The organism is Streptomyces sp. NPDC059499 (assembly GCF_042749285.1).
Taxonomy (GTDB): domain Bacteria; phylum Actinomycetota; class Actinomycetes; order Streptomycetales; family Streptomycetaceae; genus Streptomyces.
The window spans coordinates 33174-54402 of record NZ_JBHYTT010000004.1 but is presented as its reverse complement, the minus strand read 5'-3'; the positions used below and the strand labels follow the sequence as shown (position 1 = coordinate 54402).

The 21229-nt window shown below is 70.1% G+C and carries 22 protein-coding genes; 15 read left to right on the top strand and 7 right to left on the bottom strand.

The window, feature by feature from the left end:
- Positions 1–97: 97 nt before the first annotated feature.
- Positions 98–1300, bottom strand: a complete 1203-nt coding sequence (locus ACFW9O_RS12135) for an oxygenase MpaB family protein (protein WP_384607976.1) — start codon at positions 1298–1300, stop codon at positions 98–100.
- 774 nt (positions 1301–2074) lie between these two features.
- Between ACFW9O_RS12135 and ACFW9O_RS12130 the strand changes: the two genes are divergently transcribed.
- Positions 2075–3634: a PQQ-dependent sugar dehydrogenase gene (locus tag ACFW9O_RS12130; RefSeq protein ID WP_384607974.1), complete on the top strand. Its 1560-nt coding sequence runs from the start codon at positions 2075–2077 to the stop codon at positions 3632–3634.
- Positions 3635–3785: 151 nt separating this feature from the next.
- On the opposite strand, the gene ACFW9O_RS12125 is transcribed toward ACFW9O_RS12130, so the two are convergent.
- The gene (locus ACFW9O_RS12125) at positions 3786–4229 is read right to left on the bottom strand and encodes an SRPBCC family protein (RefSeq protein WP_384607971.1); all 444 of its coding nucleotides are present in this window, start codon (positions 4227–4229) and stop codon (positions 3786–3788) included.
- Positions 4230–4441: 212 nt separating this feature from the next.
- On the opposite strand from ACFW9O_RS12125, the gene ACFW9O_RS12120 reads away from it, so the two are divergent.
- Complete coding sequence (locus ACFW9O_RS12120; RefSeq protein ID WP_351167271.1) at positions 4442–4882, top strand: ATP-binding protein; 441 nt, start codon at positions 4442–4444, stop codon at positions 4880–4882.
- A gap of 30 nt (positions 4883–4912) precedes the next feature.
- On the opposite strand, the gene ACFW9O_RS12115 is transcribed toward ACFW9O_RS12120, so the two are convergent.
- A complete protein-coding gene (locus ACFW9O_RS12115; protein ID WP_384608948.1) occupies positions 4913–5302 on the bottom strand; it encodes a hypothetical protein in 390 nt (129 codons plus the stop codon).
- Between ACFW9O_RS12115 and ACFW9O_RS12110 the strand changes: the two genes are divergently transcribed.
- Positions 5186–5809 (top strand): aminotransferase class I/II-fold pyridoxal phosphate-dependent enzyme, encoded by a 624-nt coding sequence (locus tag ACFW9O_RS12110; RefSeq protein WP_384607967.1) that lies wholly within the window; start codon positions 5186–5188, stop codon positions 5807–5809. The two genes, ACFW9O_RS12115 and ACFW9O_RS12110, sit on opposite strands and share 117 nt — an antisense overlap.
- A gap of 81 nt (positions 5810–5890) precedes the next feature.
- On the opposite strand, the gene ACFW9O_RS12105 is transcribed toward ACFW9O_RS12110, so the two are convergent.
- Entirely contained in the window at positions 5891–6643 is a 753-nt protein-coding gene (locus tag ACFW9O_RS12105) for a type 1 glutamine amidotransferase (RefSeq protein ID WP_384607964.1), read from the bottom strand.
- Between the two features lie 389 nt (positions 6644–7032).
- Here ACFW9O_RS12105 and ACFW9O_RS12100 point away from each other — a divergent pair, with 389 nt between their 5' ends.
- From ACFW9O_RS12100 to ACFW9O_RS12090, 3 genes are all read left to right on the top strand, one after another.
- Positions 7033–9126, top strand: coding sequence for a SpoIIE family protein phosphatase (locus ACFW9O_RS12100; protein ID WP_384607961.1), 2094 nt, complete (start codon positions 7033–7035; stop codon positions 9124–9126).
- A 319-nt stretch (positions 9127–9445) separates the two neighbouring features.
- The gene (locus ACFW9O_RS12095) at positions 9446–9970 is read left to right on the top strand and encodes a hypothetical protein (protein WP_384607959.1); all 525 of its coding nucleotides are present in this window, start codon (positions 9446–9448) and stop codon (positions 9968–9970) included.
- A gap of 173 nt (positions 9971–10143) precedes the next feature.
- Positions 10144–11640: a PepSY-associated TM helix domain-containing protein gene (locus tag ACFW9O_RS12090; protein ID WP_384607957.1), complete on the top strand. Its 1497-nt coding sequence runs from the start codon at positions 10144–10146 to the stop codon at positions 11638–11640.
- 57 nt (positions 11641–11697) lie between these two features.
- Here ACFW9O_RS12090 and ACFW9O_RS12085 read toward each other — a convergent pair whose 3' ends face one another.
- On the bottom strand, positions 11698–13494 hold the full coding sequence (locus ACFW9O_RS12085) for a cholesterol oxidase substrate-binding domain-containing protein (RefSeq protein WP_384607955.1): 1797 nt from the start codon (positions 13492–13494) through the stop codon (positions 11698–11700).
- Between the two features lie 193 nt (positions 13495–13687).
- On the opposite strand from ACFW9O_RS12085, the gene ACFW9O_RS12080 reads away from it, so the two are divergent.
- The 5 genes from ACFW9O_RS12080 to ACFW9O_RS12060 all read left to right on the top strand — a co-directional run bounded on the left by ACFW9O_RS12080 (position 13688) and on the right by ACFW9O_RS12060 (position 16792).
- Positions 13688–14014, top strand: coding sequence for a PadR family transcriptional regulator (locus tag ACFW9O_RS12080; RefSeq protein WP_384607952.1), 327 nt, complete (start codon positions 13688–13690; stop codon positions 14012–14014).
- Entirely contained in the window at positions 14011–14367 is a 357-nt protein-coding gene (locus ACFW9O_RS12075) for a DUF1048 domain-containing protein (RefSeq protein WP_384607949.1), read from the top strand. Before ACFW9O_RS12080 ends, ACFW9O_RS12075 begins: the two co-directional genes overlap by 4 nt.
- 1 nt (position 14368) lies before the next feature.
- A complete protein-coding gene (locus tag ACFW9O_RS12070) occupies positions 14369–14695 on the top strand; it encodes a DUF1048 domain-containing protein (RefSeq protein WP_384607946.1) in 327 nt (108 codons plus the stop codon).
- Positions 14696–15017: 322 nt separating this feature from the next.
- Positions 15018–16004, top strand: a complete 987-nt coding sequence (locus ACFW9O_RS12065; protein ID WP_384607943.1) for an ATP-binding cassette domain-containing protein — start codon at positions 15018–15020, stop codon at positions 16002–16004.
- Positions 16001–16792, top strand: coding sequence for an ABC transporter permease (locus ACFW9O_RS12060; protein WP_384607940.1), 792 nt, complete (start codon positions 16001–16003; stop codon positions 16790–16792). Before ACFW9O_RS12065 ends, ACFW9O_RS12060 begins: the two co-directional genes overlap by 4 nt.
- Positions 16793–16807: 15 nt before the next feature.
- Here the strand turns inward: ACFW9O_RS12060 and ACFW9O_RS12055 are convergent, their stop codons facing one another.
- Positions 16808–17173 carry a YybH family protein gene (locus ACFW9O_RS12055; protein WP_384607937.1) on the bottom strand — a complete coding sequence of 122 codons (366 nt, stop codon included), beginning with the start codon at positions 17171–17173 and terminating at the stop codon, positions 16808–16810.
- A gap of 98 nt (positions 17174–17271) precedes the next feature.
- Between ACFW9O_RS12055 and ACFW9O_RS12050 the strand changes: the two genes are divergently transcribed.
- Positions 17272–18168 (top strand): LysR family transcriptional regulator, encoded by an 897-nt coding sequence (locus ACFW9O_RS12050; protein ID WP_384607935.1) that lies wholly within the window; start codon positions 17272–17274, stop codon positions 18166–18168.
- A gap of 88 nt (positions 18169–18256) precedes the next feature.
- Here ACFW9O_RS12050 and ACFW9O_RS12045 read toward each other — a convergent pair whose 3' ends face one another.
- The gene (locus ACFW9O_RS12045) at positions 18257–18769 is read right to left on the bottom strand and encodes a universal stress protein (protein ID WP_384607932.1); all 513 of its coding nucleotides are present in this window, start codon (positions 18767–18769) and stop codon (positions 18257–18259) included.
- Positions 18770–18966: 197 nt separating this feature from the next.
- Here ACFW9O_RS12045 and ACFW9O_RS12040 point away from each other — a divergent pair, with 197 nt between their 5' ends.
- From ACFW9O_RS12040 to kdpF, 3 genes are all read left to right on the top strand, one after another.
- Positions 18967–19302: an SAV_915 family protein gene (locus ACFW9O_RS12040; protein ID WP_384607930.1), complete on the top strand. Its 336-nt coding sequence runs from the start codon at positions 18967–18969 to the stop codon at positions 19300–19302.
- Between the two features lie 38 nt (positions 19303–19340).
- Positions 19341–20675 (top strand): diaminopimelate decarboxylase, encoded by a 1335-nt coding sequence (gene lysA / locus ACFW9O_RS12035; protein WP_384607928.1) that lies wholly within the window; start codon positions 19341–19343, stop codon positions 20673–20675.
- A 459-nt stretch (positions 20676–21134) separates the two neighbouring features.
- Positions 21135–21224: a K(+)-transporting ATPase subunit F gene (kdpF, locus tag ACFW9O_RS12030; protein WP_351177662.1), complete on the top strand. Its 90-nt coding sequence runs from the start codon at positions 21135–21137 to the stop codon at positions 21222–21224.
- Positions 21225–21229: the final 5 nt, after the last annotated feature.

Here is a 21229-nt window from a genome sequence, read left to right as displayed (position 1 = left end):
GCCGCGCCGTGAGGTGGCGTGCGCGGAGGTCACCCCGGGTGTCCGCCCCTCGGCGCGACAGCCGAGGGGCGTGCACCTGCGGGTACGGACCGGCGGCTCAGCCGGCCGGCCTGTTCCCGGTCGGGATCGTGATCGGGGTGGTGGCCCCGGAAGTGCCCTTGTTGAGGAACAGCATGGCTACGCCGCGAAGGAACTGGTCGAACATGTAGAAGGCGCCGGGCGCGACGGGCGACAGCCCTTCGCGGAAGAGGATGAAGGCCGGCCACACCGTGCGGAGCAGAGCCGCTGCCGCGTAGTCGCGCGGCAGCCCCAGCCAGTCGCCGACCTCGTTGCTGAGGGCGTAGCGCACGAACTCGTTCAGGAACCCACGGGTGACGCCGAGATCGATCTCCGCGGTCAGACCGAGCAGCACCTCGGCCAGGTCGAGTCCCTCGGGCGTCGCGGCGAGAATCGGGGTGAGCACCTGCGCGGACTGGGCCTCCGCGGCCGCCCATGTCTTCGGAATGAACTCGTCCGGCACACCGAGCAGGTGAATGGCGACCTGCCACGAGTGCAGGAACGCCTCCTGGTCCGCGGCCGACATCGGGATCCTCCAGTCGAGCATCCTCCGGCGCACGAAGGTTCCCAGGCTGTGGAAGGTGACCAGGATGTCGGCGGCACTGATCGGGATGACCTGGTCGGCGCCCGCCTTCCAGTGGGGCGACTGCGGCAGCAGGTGACGTACGGCGCCGTGCACCAGTCGCGTCTTGTTGGCGGTGACGACGAACTGTCCCGTCGGCTTGAAGGCGTCCAGCTGGGCCAGGTCGTAGCCGAACGTGAACGTCTTGGCCGCGCGGTCCTTCATGTCGGCGCCGCCCACGGACCAGTAGACGCTTCTGGCCTCCCGCGGGATCACGGTGCTCATGATCCCGCTGCCGAGGCCGTACAGCATGAACAGGTAGGTGTCCTTGCGCCGGTTGAAGTCGGCGGCGCGGGCCAGCTTGACGGGGTCGGCCCAGGAGGGCAGCTTGTTGACCGCCTCGAGATGCGCCCTGAGCTCGGCCGGCAGGCCGCCGGGCAGCGCGTCACCGTTGTCCACCCACCCCGCCATCGCCGTGTTGACCGCGGGAACCTGGCCGTTCGTGAGCAGCGAAACCATCAGAGGATCCACCGCACTGTCCCAGACGTACTCCGGGTCGGCACCTGTGCCGGTCCCGCCGACCGAGTCCGCCGACGCCCATGCCTGGGCGGGGGCGGCCACGCCCACGAGGCCGAGTGCGACACCGAGGGACAGGAATTTTCGCCTGTCGGGATTGTGCATTAACTTACCCACTTCCCTGCTCGACCAGATGGCTCGAGATGTCCTTTCTCCATTGCCAGTTGCGTCACGACCGTGTTTCGGATCATGCTGAGCAATGTGATTATTGATTAACATAGCGAGGTGTCCTGCGGTCGGCAATGGCCGTGACCGAGGCTGCGCACACGACCATCCGGCACTGGCAACCCGACTCAACGCGGCGGGACTTCGACTCCGGAGCGGTCCCGGCCGGCCCGACCGTGGCGCGCCGGCCCCACCCATGCCGCCCCTCGGATTCCCCTTCGGCGGGTCGAAAACCCCCGGCTTCGGCGCGCCCCGGTGACGGGGCGACGGACGGCCGACCGACGCCGACCGCCAACCAGTGGGTCTCGTTCGGCGATCGCATCATTTGCGCCACGTGGCGCGGAAGTGGCGCAAACGAATGTTGCCCGCGCTGCCTCTCCGCGCGCAGTCTTGGGTAATCGCGGGAGCGCTCCCACACGGTTGGCACCCCCTCAGAGAACCCGGCACCCCACCAGAAGACACCAATTGTCATGCGCACGCCAGTTTGGACCAAGAGCGGCCGCTACAACTCGCCGGCACACCGTGGGTGCGTGGAAGACCGGGAAGACGGACGGCTTCATCGTCCGACCGAACGACCGAACGACCGGGCCCTCCCGCCGACCGGCACCGGTGACGTCCGCTACGACAGCGTGCCGTTCGGGGCGCGCCACCGGGTGCGAACCACTTGTGTGCGCGTACGACCGCCGCGCAAGCGTCCTCGACTCTGGAGCCGACATGTTACGAAGCCGCTGGACCGGACAGCTGCTGCTGGCCCTCCTGCTGACCACCCTTGCTCCCTTACCCGCCGCCGCGGCCCAGCCCTTGGCGGCGGCCCCGACCGCGACGGCGGACACAAGGCCGACCGGCGCGGAGGCTGACCCCTCGTCAGTCCCCCTGCCTTCGCTCCGTGCGACCACGACCCAGGTCGCCTCCGGGCTGAGACGGCCCACCGCCCTCGTCGCCCCCGACGACGGCTCGGGCCGATTGTTCATCACCGAGAAGTCCGGCACCGTGCGCGTGTACCACCCTGATACCGGTCTGGCCCCAACCCCGCTCATCGACATCAGGTCGGCCGTGGACGAATCGGGCAACGAGCGCGGCCTGCTCGGCATCGCCGCCCCGTCCGACTTCGCTGACAGCCACCACCTGTACGTGGCGTACACGGCACTGCCCGACGGAGCGGTCACTCTCGCCCGTTACCGCCTCGACGAGTCCCGCTTGGAGGTCCTGCTCTCCCAGCCGCACGCCGAGCACAGCAACCACAACGGCGGCCAGCTCGCCTTCGGCCCCGACGGCCGCCTGTACTGGAGCATCGGTGACGGCGGCGGCTCCGCGGACCCCTTCCGCTCCGGGCAGCGACTGGACACCCTGCTGGGCAAGGTCATGCGCATCGACGTGAGCCGCGGCTGCGAACCGCTCCCCTACTGCGTTCCCGGCGACAACCCCTTCGTGGGCACCCCCGGCGCCCGCGAGGAGATCTGGCTGTACGGCCTGCGCAACCCGTGGCGGTTCTCCTTCGACCGCGCCGACGGCTCGATGTGGATCGGCGACGTCGGCCAGGGCCGGTGGGAGGAGGTCGACCACCTCACGCCCGGAGAGGGAGGGCTGAACCTCGGCTGGTCCTGCTACGAGGGCCTGGAGAGGTTCACGGGCGGCGACTGCGTGCCCGGCGAAACGTACACGGAGCCGGTTTTCACCTACTCCCCCTACACGGGCGGCTGCTCGGTCATCGGCGGTCACGTCTACCGGGGCCAGAAGTACGCCGGCCTCGTCGGCGGCACGTACATCGCCACCGACTACTGCTCGTCCACGGTCTGGGCGCTGCGACCCGACGGCGGAGGCGGCTACGAGCAGGCCGAGATCGGGGAGATGCCCACCCAGGTGACGTCCATCGGCACGACAGTCGACGGAGAGTTCTACGTGGTCAACGATCTGTCCGGCGGCCTGCACCGCGTGGCATTCTCCCGGGAGGAACCCGCCTGCCGTGTGGACCTCGCCGTGCAGACGTGGGGAACCGGCACAACGGTGGACCTCACCGTCACCAACACCGGCAGCACCCCGGTGAACGGCTGGACCCTCGAGTTCCCGCTGGCCCTCGGGCAGACCGTGACCTCCGACTGGAACACCGACCTCACCCAGGGAAGTAACACGATCACGGCCGACAACGCCTCGCACAACGCCACGATCGCTCCCGGCGCGAGCATCACCCTCGGCTATCTGGCCGCACACACCGGTGACTCGTCGTCGCCGCCACGGTTCATGCTGAACGGGGACGCCTGCGCCGTCGGACGCTGAGCCGCCTGCAGCGACGCCCTGCGCGTCATCCCGCCGGACGACCCTCGCCACCCGCTCGCCGTTCGACGGAGAACCGCCCGTGCGCACTTCGGAAGCGCGCACGGGCGGTCACGTCCGCGAGGTGCTCAGCACCCCGGCGGGCCTGCGGCGGTCACAGGCCCCGAGGGCCGTCACCCGCCGCCGTGGACTCGGCCAGCTTCTGGAACTCACCCAGGTCGTAGTTGGTGAGTGCCGAGTCGAGGTTGGTCAGGGCACCCAGGTGCTCGACGAATCCGCTGGGGTCGTACTCGATCTGCAGGGCGACCCGGCTGGAGGTGTCATCGAGCCGGTGGAAGGTGACCACGCCTGCGTGATGCACGCCCTCGATCGTCTTCCAGGCGATCCGGTCCTGCGGGACGACCTCGGTGAGCTCCGCGACGAAGCTCTTGTCGGCACCCGGCAGGGACAACTGCCAGGAGAACCGGCGCTCGTCCATCGGATCGACCCGTCGCACGTGGCTCAGGAACTTCGGCCACTGCGTCACATCGCTCCACAGAGCCCAGGTGACGCTGACAGGCGCCTTGATGTCGACGGTCTCGACGAGGGAGGAGGACATGAGGAACAACCCTTCTTTCGCTCGGTTACGCCTTGCGCTGCCGACTACCCGGTAGGCGGCGGCACACGCATGCCCCTTCGCCACCCGGTCGCAGGAGAGACCGGTCAGCTTCCGCTCCGGTCGGCCGGGCGGGCGGGCCGCGGGCCGGGGTTGCCGTGATGGTCCTCGAATGCGGGGGTAGGAGAGAGAAGGAGCCGAGCGAGGAGGGGCCGATGACGAAGGACATGTCGCTGCGTGCGGTGGGATGGGCTCAGTCGTTTCCCGTAGCGCACGGGGTACGGGCCGGCCGCCGCTGGACGCGGGACCACCTGGCGTCCCTGGAATGGACGAAGGAAGCTCCCGAAACCGTGGACGCCATACTGCTCAGCGTTTCCGAACTGATCACCAACGCGCACGTGCACGCACACAGCGATGCCCAGCTGGTCCTCACCTGGGACAGCCGCTGCCTGCACGTAAGTGTCCACGACTCCGATCCTGTGCCCCCCGCCCAGCAGCCCGAAGACCACACGACGACCGGGGGGCGCGGACTCGCCATCGTTGACGCGCTCGCCGACGGATGGGCCACGCACCCCCAGGCGTCGGGCAAGACGATCACCGCCTGCTTCGTTCCGCCGGGCGCTCCGAAGCCCCCGCACGGCGGGGCCATCGCCTGATCCCCCGCCACATGTTCGGCGTTCGGCGTCTCAGCCCGCCTCCTGCACGGCCACCGTCGTCGGAACGGGCTCCTCCGGTGTCGGCGGCAGGCCTCGGAGGCGGCTCACCGGGGACAGTGCGAGTGGGATGAGGACCGCGGCGGATCCGGTCGCCGCCCAGGCCAAAGCGCCCTGGGAGCCGATTCTGCCGGACAGCAGGCCCGTGAACAGGCCGCCGAGGGCGCCGCCGCCGAACAGCAGGGTGCGGAAGACAACCCGACCGGCACCGTACTGGCGCCCCGACGGCGCCGCCAGATCCTCGATGTGGCGCGCGCGTCCGGCGCGTTCGTGCTCGAGGACGACTTCGCGCGGCACCTGGGGCATGGCGGTGCCGTGCCGCGGCCGCTGGTGGCCGACGACCGCGACGGCACGGTCGTCCACGTCACCTCGCTCACCAAGCCCGCCGCACCGAGCCTGCGGATCGGGGCGCTGGTGGCCCGCGGACCGGTCATGGAGCGCATGCGGGCGGTACGTCTGGTCGATGACTTCTTCGTCACCCGTCCGCTCCAGGAGGCCGCGCTGGAGGTGCTCAGCTCCCCGTCCTGGGACCGGCACATCCGCTCTCTCGGTACGGCGCTGCGGGAGCGGTGCGCCGTGCTGGCCGCCGCGGTCGCCCAGGAGATCCCCGGCGCGACCTTGGCCGGGCTGCCTACGGGCGGACTGCACCTGTGGCTACGCCTGCCGTCCGGCGTGGACGACATCGCCCTCACCGGTGCCGCCCGGCAACGGGGCGTCGCGGTGAGCGCCGGCAGCCGCTACTTCGCCACCGAGCCGCCGGCGGCCCACCTGCGTATCGGGTTCGCCGCGGCGGCCGGTCAATCCGAGCTGACCGAGGGCGTACGCCGGTTGGGAGCCGCGCTCACGGACCTCAGCGCGAGTGAGGCCTGAGGGGTGAGGCGGTTCACAGGGGAACCGGGCTTCAGGAACTCCTGGATCATCAGCCGCCGTATCCGCGACCGCCCGCAGCGGTCACGGCAGCCTCGCGCACACCTGGGCGAACCTTCGCGTGAACGCCGACCACGCCGGGACCGCCGCGTCCTCGTCCGCCAGGGCCTCGGTGTGCAGCCGGTCCCTGTCGAAGCCCTGCAGGGCCAGCCGCTCCCGGTCCCAACCGGCGATCCGACAGGCCTCCGCCTCCGGGTGGAACTGCACGCCCCAGGCCCGCGCCCCGACCCGGAACGCCTGGTGGGGGCAGGATGTGCTGGACGCCAACCAGGTCGCACCCGGCGGGAGTTCGGTGATCGCGTCGACGTGCCGCTCGATCGCGGGAACCGTCGCGCCGAGCCCGTACAGCAGCGGGTCATCGGCGGCTTCGGGGCGCAGCCGGATCTGTGTGCTGCCGAACTCGGGCTGCCCGTGACGCGCCCGTACGCTGCCGCCCGCCACCTGAGCGAGCAACTGGCCGCCGAGGCAGATGCCGAGGAAGGGCGTGCGGTCGTCCAGCGCCTGCGCGACGAGGCGGCGGGTGGCCGGGAGCCAGGGCGCGCGCTCGTCGTCGTCCGGCATGAAGTCGCCGCCGAGCACGAGGAGCGCCCTGCCGCCGAGCGCCTGGGGCAAGGCCTCACCCTCGTAGGGACGCAGCACTTCGAGGCCGATCCCCGCCTCGCGCAGCCAGGCCCCGACCCGGCCGGGACCGCCGTTCCTGGTGTTCTGTACGACCACGACGGTCGGTGGGTCCGGTGCGTGCGAGGGCGTCATCGCCTCGGCTCCCCTGCTCGGCATCTGCGTTCGCTGCGGTGATCTCTTGTTGCTCCTCATACGGTTCGTCCGTCCACATTCTCACCCGTTCGCCGCCGAGAGCGGCACGCAGATGTTCACGAAGGCCGAAGTTCGGGGATCCAGAGCCGACCCGGGCCGGGCTGCCGCCGGCGCCTCACCTGAACCAGCGGTACCGCCGCATCTGTTGTAGCGTCGACGAAACCGGCACTGAGCTGCACAAAGATCCGTCGGCTCGCCTCGCATCACCATTCCTGTCCGAGCGGTTCGGCCGTTGTGCAGCTGGACGGCCGCGATGTCCGAACGGCCCGGGGCGGGCAGAATTGCCTGGACAGCCCCGTCCACCAGCGACTGGATGCACACGGTCGGCCCGTGCGCGCCTGAAAGGGGGCCCGGTGTCATCCGACCCGCCAGGGGAAGAATTCGCTCCTGGTCCGCTGTGGTCGGAGCCGGGCACCCTGCTGGAGCATGTGTCCGTGGCCGTGCTGGGCATCGACGACCACGGTCGGATCTGTTACTGGGGGCCGGGCGCGCAGCGACTCTTCGGCTACGCGGCCGAGGACGTCCTGTCCAGGCCGGCCGCCGCCCTCTTCCCCGCGGCCACACGGGACGGCACGAACGCAGCCGAGCGACTCGTGGAACGCGGCCGGACCCTGGGCTACTGGCGGGTGAGGATGCGGGTGCTGCACCAGGACGGAACCTTGTTCGACTGCGGCTTCCGGGTCTTTCCCGTGACGGGCGAGCACGGCCGTTCCGTCGTCGTGGGCCTGGCAAGCAGGGGCGATGAACTCGACCGGGTGAAGACCAACCTCGCCTTCCTCGACGCACTCTTCGAGACGTGCCCCATCGGCCTCGTCATCCTCGACGAGGACCTGCGCTACGTCCACCTCAACCAGGCCCTCGCCGCCATGGACGGCGTATCGATCCAGGACCACATCGGGGTGCCCATGACCGACATCATGATCACCACGGACGGCGGTGAGTACCGGCGACTGCTGCGCGCCGTCGCCGACGAGGGCCGGCCCGTCGTGAGCGCACTGGTCGGCTTCCGCACGCCCGGGCACCCCGACCGTGACCAGGTACGTTCCGTGAGCTTCTTCCCTCTGAGCCAGGCCGTGGGCACGCGGCCGGGACTGGGCGGCCTGCTCGTGGACGTCACCGACCGCGAGCGGGCGATCGTGGAAGCGACCGCCGCGCGGCAGCGCCTGGCCCTCCTCGACCGGGCCTCCACCCGGATCGGCACCACCCTGGACGTGAACGTGACCGCTCGCGAGCTGGTCGACGCCGCCGTCCCGGACTTCTGCGACGCGTCGGTCGTCGAGGTCGTGGAGTGGGCGGACGAACGTGAGGTGTTCGACCCGGCTGCTCCGCTGATCACCCGCCGGATCGCCTCCGGAACCAGCCTGCCGCCTCCTGCCACCGAGCTCGTGGCCGGCCTGGCGAGGGTCACCTACCCGCCGGGCTCCACGATCCACGAGATGATCCGCACCGGCGGCCCCGTGTGCGTCCCGGTCAACGACGAGTTCATGACGCGCACCGTCATCCATCGGGCCCGCGTCCAGCTGCTCCTCGACAGCGGCCTGACCAGTCTGCTCCTCGCTCCGCTCATCGCGCGGGGCACGGTGCAGGGCGTCGCCATGTTCGGCCGCTCCGCCGACCGCCCCGTCTTCACCGAGCACGACCTCAGCCTGGCCGGCGAACTCGCCTCCCGCGCCGCACTCTGCCTGGACAACGCCCGCCTCTACAGCCGCGTCCAGGACATCGCCCTCACCCTCCAACGCGCCCTGCTCCCCAACGCCCTCACGGCCGGCCCCTATGTGCGGACCGCACACAGATACCTGCCCGGAAGCCACATCAGCGAGGTCGGAGGCGACTGGTACGACGCGATCGAACTGCCGGGCGGCCACGTGGCGCTGGTCGTGGGAGACGTGGTGGGACACGGCGTTCCGGCGGCCGCGGCGATGGGCAGACTGCGCATCACCGCCAAGACCCTGGCCCGCCAGAATCTCGAACCGGACGCCGTTCTGAGGGAACTCGACGTGTGCGCACAGGAAGCCGGGATCGAGCTGGCGACCTGCCTCTACATCCGTTACGACCCCACGACCGGCGCAGCCCGCATCGCGAACGCGGGCCACCCCCCACCTCTGGTCCGGCAGCCCGACGGCACGGTCGATGTCATCGACGAGGTCCTCGGAGTTCCCCTCGGCGTCGGCGGATTCCCGTTCCGCACGACCGACATCGAACTCCCGGAAGGTGCCGTCCTGGCCCTGTACACCGACGGCCTCGTCGAAGCGGGCGGAGACATCAGCGAGGGCATCGAGGCCCTCCGATCCCAACTCGCGCGTAGCGCAGGGGAGCTGGAAGCGACGGCGAAGAACATCCTGACGAGCCTGCTGCCGTCCGCGCCCACCGACGACACGGTGATCGTCCTCGCACAGGTGAGCCGTTCATCACCTCGTCCGGACGGGGCGAGCCCATGTGATGGTTAGCCGGTTCACGGTCGATCCTGCCGCTTGCCGTGGCCACCAGCCGGATCATGACCCGACAGGAAGCCGGTCCGCACGGTGCTCGGCGTACGGGCCGCCGCCGCGCCGAACGACGAGGAGGGAAGCAGACGTTCGTCCTGCACCCCCTGGTGCTCGGGGCGGTCGGCTGTTCCGCCTCCATCCGGACTCGTGCACCGTACAGACACACACGCGCCGCCGTGTACATGCTCGATAGGTTGTACCCGTGCGCGAGCCGGGAGGATGGACCGGGCGGATCGGAAGAGGTCTGCTCTGCGCTTCGGCATGCCTTTTCCTGGGTGTGGTGAGCCATGCCTCGGCCGGTGGGCGGCTGCCCGGCGCAGGTCCGCTGGCGCTCATCCTGGCCACGCTGACCGTGCTCGGCTCGGTGTTCTTCGGTGACCGCCGGCGCCGCTTCGATGTCACGGTGCTGGCGCTGGCCGGAACGCAGTTCTCCCTCCACCTCGGTTTCCATCGTCTCTCGATGCCCGAAGTCGGCCACGCGGCACACCACATGACCGGCCGGCACATGGTCATGGCCCCGGCAGACATCGCCGAGCGCGGTATCGGGCACTCTCTGTCCTCCGCCATGACCTCGGCCCATGCGGTCGCCACGGTCGGGACCGCGCTGTGCGTCATCTACGGAGAACGGGTCCTGCGCGGGCTGGCCGGCATGGTCGCCCCGGCCTTCTCCTACCGCGAGCCGCCGGTCCTCCCTGTCACTCCACGGCTTCGACCCGTACCCCTCTCGTCGGCGCATCCCCGATTCGGGGTACTGCTCGCCCGTTCCCGGACCCGGCGGGGTCCTCCCTCGGCGACCCCGGCCTGACGGTCCCCCTTCCGCGTTCCATCGCACCGGCTGTTCACCGGTGCGCCGGAGCATGCGTACGGGCGGAGCCCGGCCGGGGCACTCGCGTCGCACCGTCACCCCGACGGAAACACCTCACCGACTTCGCTGCGTCCCCGGCATGTCCGGCGGACGCGCCCACCTGAGGGATACGCATGTCTTTCGGAACCGAAGAACCACCACGGAACGACCGCCGTCGTCACGACGCCCCGCCTGCCTCGGCGGCAACGGTCACCGTCGCCGAGCCCGCCTCCGCCCCCGCGGCCGAGCCCGGGCCCGGCCGCTCCTGGCAGGCCGTACGGAGCCTGCTCGTCCGGCTGCACTTCTTTGCCGGCATATTCGTCGCCCCCTTCCTGATCGTGGCCGCCCTGACGGGGTTGGCCTACACCTTCACGCCGCAGCTCGACCAACTCGTGTACGGCGACCAGTTGCGCGTCGAGCAGGTCGGCGAGGCGCCCCGTCCGCTGTCGGAGCAGATAGCCGCAGCCAGGGCCGCGCACCCGGAGGGCAGCCTGGCCTCCGTCGTCACCCCTCCCGGACCGGAGGACACCACACGGGTGGTGCTGTCCCTGCCGGAGCTCGGTGACAAGCAGCGCACCGTGTTCGTCGACCCCTATACCGCCGAGGTGCAGGGCGACCTGACCACGTGGTTCGGCTCGACTCCGCTCACCACCTGGCTCGACGACCTCCACCGCAATCTGCACCTGGGTGAGACCGGCCGCCTCTACTCGGAAGTCGCGGCGAGCTGGCTCTGGGTGATCGTCGCCGGCGGTCTCGTCCTCTGGCTCGGACGCAGCCGTGGACAGCGGGCCAAGTCCGCGCGGGGCGTTCTGCTGCCCGACCGTTCGGCCCGGGGCGTGCGCCGCACCCGCAGCTGGCACGCGGCCACGGGTGTGTGGCTGGCACTCGGTCTGCTCTTCCTGAGTGCCACCGGCCTGACGTGGTCGCACTATGCGGGCGATCGGTTCGGTCAGCTGCTGGACGCGGTCAAGGGCCGTGCTCCCGCGTTGGACACCACGCTTCCCGGCGCTCAGCCGCCCGCGGAGGAGGAGGGCGGGGAACACGCCGGGCACGGTGCCGCGGAGGAGTCCGCCGCGACGGATCCGGCCGACTTCGACGCGTCCCTGGCCGCGGCCCGGGACGCCGGGTTGGGCGGCACGGTGGAGGTGACGCCTCCCGCCGACAGTTCGGGCGCGTGGGTCGTGGCCCAGGGCGACAACGTCTGGCCGGTGCACTACGACCAGGTCGCCGTCGACGCCGAGAAGGGCGAGATCACCTCCCACAGCCGGTGGGCGGACTATCCGCTCCTGTCCAAACTCAGCAAGCTCGGGGTGCAGGGGCACATGGGCGTGCTGTTCGGCATCGTCAACCAGATCGTGCTGGCCGCGATCGCGCTCGGCCTCACCGCCGTGACCATCTGGGGCTACCGCATGTGGTGGCAGCGCCGCCCGACCCGCGACGATCGCAAGGCGGCACTCGGCACGGCGCCCGCCCGCGGAGCATGGCGCCGGCTGCCGCTGCCCGTGATCGTCCTGGGCATTCCCGCTGTCGCCGCTCTCGGCTGGGCGCTGCCGGTCCTGGGGGTGACCCTGGCCGCCTTCCTCGTCCTGGACGTGGTGACAGGACTGGTCCGGCGCGTGCGGGCCACATAGGAGCAGAGAACCCGGAGGACAGGGCAACAGCCCCTGTCCTGTCCTCCGGGCCCGGGGCTAGCGCACCAGCCGATCGGTGAAGCCATTGCCGAAGACCCGGTGGGGGTCGAGCCGGTCCAGGACGGAGACGGCTTCGGACCACTGCCCGGCGCCGTACGAAGCGGGCACCGCGGACTCGATGATCTGCTCGTCGGCCCAGGCCGCCGTATCCGTATAGCCCCAGCCCTTGGACCACTCGACGCGCGCGAGCGCGTAGTCGCCGTCGAAGGTGCTCATCAGGAAGCGTTCCAGTTCCCGGTAGAACGCGTGGGCTCCGGGTGAGGTCGGCTGGGTCAGCACGTCCACCCACACCACGCAGTCGTACTCCGGGTGGTCCGGGTGCGGGCGGACGACGGAGAGCAGCGGAGGGCGTGCGCCCGGCGCGGCGGAGTCATCGGGCCGGTCGAGGCCGCTGACCCTGATCTCCACCTGCCCGTTGATCGGGAATCTGCCCGCCGCGGCCCAGGCCGCCAGCCTCTGCTTGTAGAAGCCGGCGAACTCGGAGACGACGCGCTGGACGTCGGCGCGACGGGTGAGGATCCCGTACCCGTTCGCGGTCTCCCGCAGTGTTGTGGGGCGCAGGTAGAACTGGAGGGTGTGCGACGGGCCCCACAGGTCCTTCGCGAGGGTGGCGGTCAGTCCGGTGGCCGCCACCGTGTACTGCGCGGCGCCGAGCAGCGGCGCGAGATGCCAGGAGCCCCCGACGACGAGCCCGGCCAGCCGGGCGACCGTGGTCGGGACGACATCGCTGAACGGGTAGTTGTACGGGCTGTGCACCGGCCTGGAAGTGACCGGGCGCTCGGGGCTGAGGCTCCATACCTTGAGCCAGGGCCGGTCGGTGAAGGCGAACCAGATCGTCTCCACCCGCCCCGACTCGGCCATGAAGTCCGCGAAGGTGTTTCCCCGGGCGGCGAGGTCGCTGCCCGGGGCGGCGAACAGTTCGTCGGCGGTGAGGTCGACACGGCTCCGGCAGCGCAGCGGTATGTCCTCGCCCGCCTGGATCTCCGCTTCCACGATGAGGCCGCGCCCGAGGTGGGTGGCCAGCGCCTCGCACTCCTCGTCGGCTCCTCGGCGGAAGGTCTTCACGACGTAGGCACCCTGGTCCGGGTCCCATACGACGGCGGTGAGGGACAGGACGAGGTTGCTGAGGCTGCCGTAGGTGTGACCGGGGCGGGCGGACTCGCCGTCCGCGGGAACACTGGTGCCGTGTGCGTCGATAGCCAGCGTGCCTCCCAGGGTCAACTCCCCCGGTGCGGGAGTGTTGGTGACGCCCAGTCCGTGGTCGGCGAGGAAGGCCATCAGCGTTTCGAGGGTCACCCCGGCCTGCGCACGTACCGCACCGGGGGCGCCTGCGGGCGGGGTCGTGAGTTCCATGTGCGTGAGATGGACGGTGGTGTCCAGCAGGAGGACCTTCGCGTCGCGCTCGGTGGACGAGGTGATGGTCAGGGGCGACCAGGTGTGCGCCTTGCCGCGGGCACGCAGCCGCCAGCCGTTGGCACGGGCCCAGTTGGCGAGGTCGGCGAGGTCCTGCCCGGCGCGGGGCGCGCACGCCCACAGCCCGCCGTGGGTGATCTCGCCGGCCCAGTTGATGTAGGGGGAGAGGTAGGGCACGAGGCCGGCGGGCAGTTCAGGTGCGGCCGTCGGAACGATGCCCGGCGCCGCCGCGGCCGGGGAGGCCATGGCGGCGCCGAGCGGGATACCCAACGCTCCGGCAGCCGCCGCGGCCCGCAGAACACCACGGCGGGAGAGGCCGGAGGGCTCGGAGGGAGGGGAGGAGGCGACCGGACGCGTGGGGAACTCCGAGTGATCAGACATGAACCGAATGTATGGGTTGCCGGCCGGCCGCCGACGCCCCACGGCAAAACTGCCGAGAACCCGCACCGGAAGGCCAAATGCCAGTCCGAGTCCGGCCCGTGTCCGCCGGTCACTACCGCTCCCCACTACTCGGTGATACGTTATAGCAGTACTCGGTAGCACGCAGTACCGAGAGAACCGAGGAGGTCTCGCGATGGACGACCTGACGGAGATGCTGAAGGGCACGCTCGAAGGGTGCGTGCTCGAAATCATCGGCAGCGAGGAAACCTACGGGTACGCCATCACTCGTCAGCTGAACGAGCTCGGCTTCGCCGATGTCATCGAGGGGACCGTGTACACCATCCTGCTGCGGCTGGAGCGGAACGGACTCGTCCAGGTGACGAAACGACCGTCCGGGGTCGGTCCGCCGCGCAAGTTCTACGCGCTCAACGACGCGGGACGCGAAGAACTCGCGAAGTTCTGGGCGAAATGGCAGTACGTCTCAGCTCGCATCAACACGCTCAAGGAGGGCGGGAGATGAACTTCTGGGAGAAGATCACAGGCAACGATCTCACCAGGGAATGGAAGGCGTTCGAGACCCGGGCCGCGGCCCTGCCGGACGACTACCGGGCGGCGTGGGGACAGATCATCGCCCACCTCTTCCCCTACGGGGACTTCACCGGCCGCAACCTGATGCCGATCCTCGACGCCGCCCTGGGGCTGCTCGAAGACACAGCGGCGGACGGACTGAGCGTCCACGAAGTACTCGGCGACGACATCCGAGGCTTCTGCACGGCACTCGCCGGCGGAGAAGGCGCCCGAACCCATCGCGACCGGTGGCGCGAGCAGCTGAACAGGAACGTCGCAAGGAAACTGAGCCGGCTGGGAGGCTGACGTGAGCATCCAGGACATCATCCAGGGCAAGAAGCAGTGGCGGGCGCACATGGCTCGGGTCAAGGCGCTCCCGCCGGACTACCGGATCGTCTACAAGGAGATGCAGAGGTACCTGTTCAAGGTCGGACCGATCGACCTGCTCGACGGGCCCCTGCTTCCCGGAATCGTCGACTTCTTCGAGGAGGGCGCCGCGACGGGCAAGGGGGTTCTGCAACTCATCGGCAACGACGTCGCCGCGTTCTGCGACGACCTGGTCAAGGACTCACGCACGTACGCGGAGGTCTACCAGGAGTCCCTCGGCGGGGAACCCGGCACCGCCGAGAAGTAGCACCCTGCCGGCTCGAGCCGGCGGACGAAGCCCGTAGGCGCGGCCCCTCGGCCTCCGCGCAGCGCGAACAGGCGCGGGCCGACCGGCCACCGGAAGCCGCCGCAGGCCTGTCCGCCGAGGGGGGCGAGCAGGCCGACGAGACCTGACTCAGCCCTGCCGACGCCCACGGGTGAGCAGGTCTCCGCGGCGGACCGCTCGACCCCCTTCCCCAGGACGGCACGACTGACGCGCAGTCACGAGCAGTCCGTGATCCGCATTCCGCACAGCGTCCACCCCCCCTGCGCCCTCAGCCCCGGAAGGAAGTCACATGCCTTCACCTGTCATGCCCACATCTAGTCCCGGTGGCGGGCACCCGTCGCCTGCCGCCGTCTCCGCCGTCGGCCTACGCAAGTCGTACGGTGACAAGCTCGTCCTCGACGGCATCGATCTGCGCATCCCGGCCGGGTCCGTGTTCGCGCTGCTCGGCCCGAACGGTGCCGGCAAGACGACCGCCGTGAAAATCCTCTCCACGCTCATCACCGCCGACGCCGGTGACCTGCACGTCGGCGGTCACGACCTGGCCGCCGACCCGCAGGCGGTTCGTGCCGCGATCGGTGTCACCGGACAGTTCTCCGCCGTGGACGGACTGATCACCGGCGAGGAAAACATGCTCCTCATGGCGGACCTGCACCACCTGCCCAAGAGCGAGGGACGGCGGGTCACCGCCGAACTCCTGGAGCGCTTCGACCTGAAGGAAGCCGCCGGGAAGCCCGCCTCCACCTACTCCGGCGGGATGAAGCGCCGCCTGGACCTCGCGATGACTCTGGTCGGCAGCCCGCGGATCATCTTCCTCGACGAACCGACGACAGGACTCGACCCGCGCTCCCGTCACAACATGTGGGGCATCATCCGCGGCCTCGTCGCCGACGGCGTCACGGTCCTCCTCACCACCCAGTACCTGGAGGAGGCCGACGAACTCGCCGACCGCATCGCCGTGTTGAACGACGGCAGGATCGCCGCCGAGGGCACCGCCGACGAACTCAAACGGCTCGTCCCGGGCGGGCACGTCCGGCTCCGCTTCACCGACCCGGTCGCGTACCGGTCCGCCGCTGACGCCCTACGCGAGGTCACCCGGGACGACGAGGCACTGTCGCTGTCCATCCCCAGCGACGGCAGTCAACGCGCACTGCGCTCCGTTCTCGACCGGCTGGACTCGGCCGGCATCGAGGCGGACGGACTCACCGTCCACACCCCCGACCTCGACGACGTCTTCTTCGCCCTGACCAGCGGCACCGACGTGCCTCACCAGCCCAAGGAGACCGTCCTATGAGCGCCCTGTCCCTCGCCGTACGCGACTCGAACACGATGCTGCGCCGCAATCTGCTGCACGCCCGTCGCTATCCGTCGGGGACCCTGAACCTGTTGCTCACGCCGATCATGATGCTGCTGCTCTTCGTCTACGTCTTCGGCGACGTGATGAGCGCGGGCATCGGTGGCGGCGGCGCGGACCGCTCCGACTACATCGCCTACATCGTCCCGGGCCTGCTGCTGATGACCATCGGCAGCACCGTGATCGGGGCCGCGGTGTACGTCTCCATGGACATGACCGAAGGCCTCATCGCCCGCTTCCGCACGATGGCCGTCTACCGTCCTTCGGTACTCATCGGGCACGTCGTCGGCAGCGTGCTGCAATCCGTCATGAGTGTCGTTCTCGTCGGCGCCGTCGGCGTGGCCATCGGCTTCCGCTCCGCGGACGCGACCGCCCTGGAGTGGCTGGCAGCATTCGGAATCGTCGTGCTCTTCGCCCTTGCACTGACCTGGATCGCGGTCGGCATGGGCCTGGCCTCCCCCAACCCCGAGGCGGCCGGCAACATGGCCATGCCGCTGATCCTTCTTCCCCTCGTCTCCAGCGCCTTCATCCCCGCCGACACCATGCCCGGGTGGTTCCGGCCCATCGCCGAGTACCAGCCCTTCACCCCCGCCATCGAAACCCTCCGCGGGCTCCTCCTCGGCACGGAGATCGGCAACAACGCCTGGATCGCGATCGCCTGGTGCGTCGCCCTGATCGCCCTCGGATTCCGCTGGTCGACGACGCAGTTCAACCGCGACCCGAAGTAGCTGGTCGCGACGGGGTCAGCGGGTGGGTGGGACGAACTCGGGCTGGTCGAGCAGGCGGAGCCAACTCCCGTCGGACTGGCGCCTGACGACCTGCGCCCGCGCGCCGGCACCGTCCTTCGGTGGGGTCGAGGTGAGGGCGATGTCGCCGCTGATCAATGTCGGCAGTGGCTGTTCCTGCTCGAAGCGGGGACCGTTGGCCAGCACCTTCTCCCAAAGCCCGCGGATCGCATCCCGCCCCACCGTCAGCTCGCCGGGCGGGTAAGCCATCACGGCATCCTCTTCGTAGAGCGCGGCGACCCCGGCCGCGTCGCCGGCGTTGGACCGCTCAACGAACAAGCGGGTGATGTCCTCGGGCCGCGTGGCCTTCTCGTACTCCTGCATGGGTTCCTCCTGGCGTAGGGCTCCGGTGTTCCTCAGCCTGGTCGCCTGCCGACCAGAAGTCCAACAGATGGATCTTCTGCAAACTAGAATCTGTAGTCATGGAGCTGAGACAGCTGGAATACCTCGTCGCAGTCGCCGAGGAGCAGAACTTCACGCGTGCGGCCGAGCGGGTGCACATCAGCCAGTCGGGCATCAGCGCCCAGATCCGCCAGCTCGAACGGGAGCTCGGTGCCGAGCTGTTCGACCGTTCGGCCCGAACCGTCACTCCCACCGTCGCGGGGAAGGCCGCGCTCGAACACGCCCGTGCCGCACTCGCCGCAGCGGGGGCAGTCGGCCGGGCAGTGGACGAGGTGACCGAGCTGATCCGGGGTCGCCTCACCGTCGGCATGGTCATCGGCTGCACCGTCACCCCGCTGTTCGACGCTCTCGCCTCATTCCACACGGCGCATCCCGGTGTGGAGATCTCGCTGCTGGAGGACAGCTCCGACCGGCTCGTCGATGGGGTGCGCACCGGCGCCGTCGACTTGGCGCTCATCGGGGCAGCAGCAACCACCCCCGACGGGCTGGAGGCGCTGACCATCATCAGCGAACGGCTCATCGCGGCAGTCCCGGCCGGGCACCCCTTGGCGAAACAGCGGCGAGTCACCCTGCGCGACCTGACTGCCTATCCCCTCGTGTGCATGCCACCGGGTACCGGCCTACGCACGGTGCTCGACCGGGCTTGCGCCGCACAGGACATTCGACCCTCGATCGCGCTGCAAGCCAGCGCCGCGGATGCCATCGCCGACCTCGCCGCCCGCGGGCTGGGCGTCGCCGTCCTCAGCAACTCGATGGCCGCGAGCTACCGCGACCGGCTCACCGCCCGCACCATCGATGATGTCGACACACCAGCCTTGCTCGCCCTGATCTGGAAGAGCGCACACAACCCCTCGGTACGCGAGCTGCTCGTGCACAGCCGACAAGCGTTCACGGACCTTCTGGGGCTGCACCGGTAGAGGTGGACCAGGGGCTTCACCACGAACCTACGGGGCCGCCCACTCCCCTGGCGCCTGCCGGTGGGACCGGTCAGGTCGGGGCTGGATCTCATCGCCCTGGTTCCCGAGTCATGTACGGCACGGACCATGTCCTGCGACGTACCGATGCGAGTTCGGCTTCGAGCGGGTTCGGGGGAACCGCGAGCACGGGGCACGGTGCGTGTGCCAGGCAATGCCGGGCCACCGGCGTCCGTAGCCGAGGGAGCCACCTGCCGCGTGGACCCGTGCCGACGACCAAGAGGTCGTCGGCGGACCGAACGGCATCGACGAGTACCGCCCCGGGCTCGCCGCGCACGGTCAGCCCGGTCAGAGTGACTCCTGGTCTTCCGGCGGGGAACGCTGTGTCCAGGACCGTGCGCAGGTCTTCCGCGGCCGCTTCCCGGCACTCCCGCAGCACAGCGGTGCCGTACGTGGCACGGCTGCCCAGCCCTCCGCCGGGCAGCTGCCAGGCCAGCACCGCGCACAGCTCCGCGTTGCGCTCCTGTGCCTCGGCGGTGGCCCGGTGCAGGGCCGCGAGGCTCCCCAGGGAACCGCTCACACCGACCACGATCCTCCGCAGCACCGCATGTCCCTCCTGGTAGTCCTGTCCCGGACCTCCATTGAACGGCGGCCGGAGCGCTCCGAGCGTCAGTGATCCGTATGAACGGGACGGCAGCCGTCAAGGTTGCGTCAGGTGAGGGCGCACCGCAGACAGGGGCGGGCAAAGCTTCGACGTCACGCGCCGGGCAACAGCCTCGCGCAGATCCTTCGGAGAAACCCATGTGCCTCTTCCAGTACGACGACGACCCCGACCCCGAAGAACAGGCCCCGGCCGGGCTCCTGTTCGTGCCCGTCCGGCCTGGAACAGCGGGGCCCGCGCTGCGGATGTTCCGTACTCCCCTCGGGGAGCGGACCGCTGTCGGCTTCACCTGCCAGGACCTGCTGACGGCGGCCCTCGGTGCCGGTCAGTCCTCGATCAGGCTCGCCGAGCCCGCGCTTCGCTCCCTCGCTGCTCCTCTCGGCATCGAACGGCTCGTCCTCGACCCGGTCCTTTCAGCTCCTGCCGTCACTGCGGAGCCGGTACGCACAGCCGACGAGCCCGTCCGCGCACGGTGACCCACGCTTCGATACCCGTCTCTCGAGGAGATGCCGCCATGTCCGCTCCCGCTCCCACAGAACTCCCGGCCGGACTGGACGACCTGTCCGTCTGGCCGGCCTCCACCGCACGCCTCCCGGAGGGGCATGTGAGTGTCGGCGGGGTCTCGCTCGCCGACGTGGCCGACCGGTTCGACACGCCTGTCTACGTCCTGGACGAGGACGAGGTGCGGGCGCGGTGCCGGACGTACCGGGCCGCCTTCCCCGACGCCGATGTGCTGTACGCAGCCAAGGCGTTCCTGTCCCGGGCGATGGTCCGGTGGATCGACGAGGAGGGGCTGGGGCTCGACGTCTGCTCGGCCGGTGAACTCGAACTCGCCGTCATGGCCGGGTTTCCGGCGGCGCGGACGGTACTGCACGGAAACGCGAAGAGCCCGCGCGACATCGAGACCGCGCTGCGGCTCGGAGTCGGACGGATCATCGTCGACAGCCCCTCGGAGATCGCCCGAATCGCCGCGCTGGTCGGCTCCGACGGTCGGCAGAAGGTCATGGTGCGGGTGGTACCGGGAGTCTCCGCCGGCGGGCACGAGAAGATCCGTACCGGTACGGACGGGCAGAAGTTCGGCCTCTCCCTCACCGACGGTTCCGCCCAGCACGCCGTCGCCCGGGTCCTCGGCCAGCCGCAGCTCGAACTGAGCGGCCTGCACTGCCACATAGGCTCCCAGATCACCGACGTCAGGCCCTATCTGGTGGCCGTACGCCGGATGGTCGGGCTGATGGCCCGGATCAAGGAGAGCCACGGAGTCACGTTTCCGGAACTCGACATGGGTGGTGGGCACGGCGTCGCCTATCGGCCGGGGGAAACCGCGCTGGACCTGACCTCGCTCGCACGCCGCCTGGGCAGGGAGCTCTCCTCGAGCTGCGCGGCAGCGGGACTGCCCGTGCCCAGACTCGCCATCGAACCCGGGCGGGCCATCGCGGCCCCGGCCGGAGTGGCGCTGTACCGCGTACTCGCCGTCAAGCACACCGGGTCGACGGTGTTCGTCGCCGTCGACGGCGGTATGAGCGACAACCCCCGGCCGGCTCTGTACGGGGCACGCTACGCGCCACGCCTGATCGGCCGGCCCGCGACGGCCGAGCCGGTCGCGGCCACGGTCGTGGGCCGGCACTGCGAGGCGGGCGACGTCCTCGCGGCTGATGTCCTGCTCCCCGGCGACGTCCGCCCCGGCGATCTGCTCGCCGTGCCGGTGTCCGGCGCGTACCAGCTGTCCATGGCTTCCGCGTACAACTTGGTCGGCCGGCCTCCGGTCGTCGCGGTGCACGACGGCTCGGCGCGCCTGCTGGTACGACGCGAGACCCAGGAAGACTTCCGACGGCGCGATGTGGGCGCCTGATCGCGAGGATCCGCCCAGCCCTCCGAGCTGCCGGTGCCGGTCGTTCCGTGGCCGGGGTCGAGGCTCCCGCTGTACGTATGGCCCGGCCACCGGTTCTGGTGGCCGGGCCACCGGTCTTCCGGAGAGCGCGACCGGCCGCCTGACGTGGCTGCTGGCCACGGCTCGGGTTCCGGTACGGCCCGGAGCAGGCCGGTCTCGCGCCGTGCAACGGAGGACAACGCTCCGTAGCGGTGAAGGTCGACCGCATCAGGTCGGCGTCAAGGGAGCGCCCGTCCTCGTATGGACCCCGTCAAGGCGGCTTATCACCGGTCCGGAGCCGAGGTTTCCTCATCTTGGCCGCACGGCCGATTCCATTCCTCACGTCAATCAGGAGCTCACGATGGCCGACCTGGCCTTCGTCGTCACCACAGTCGCGGTATTCGCGCTGGTGGCTCTCATCGCCCGGGGGGTGACCAAGCTGTGACCGCCGAGAACATCGTCGGCCTCGTCGTGGCCGTCTCCCTGCTGGGCTACCTCGTGCTCGCCCTTCTTCACCCGGAGAGGTTCTGAGCGCC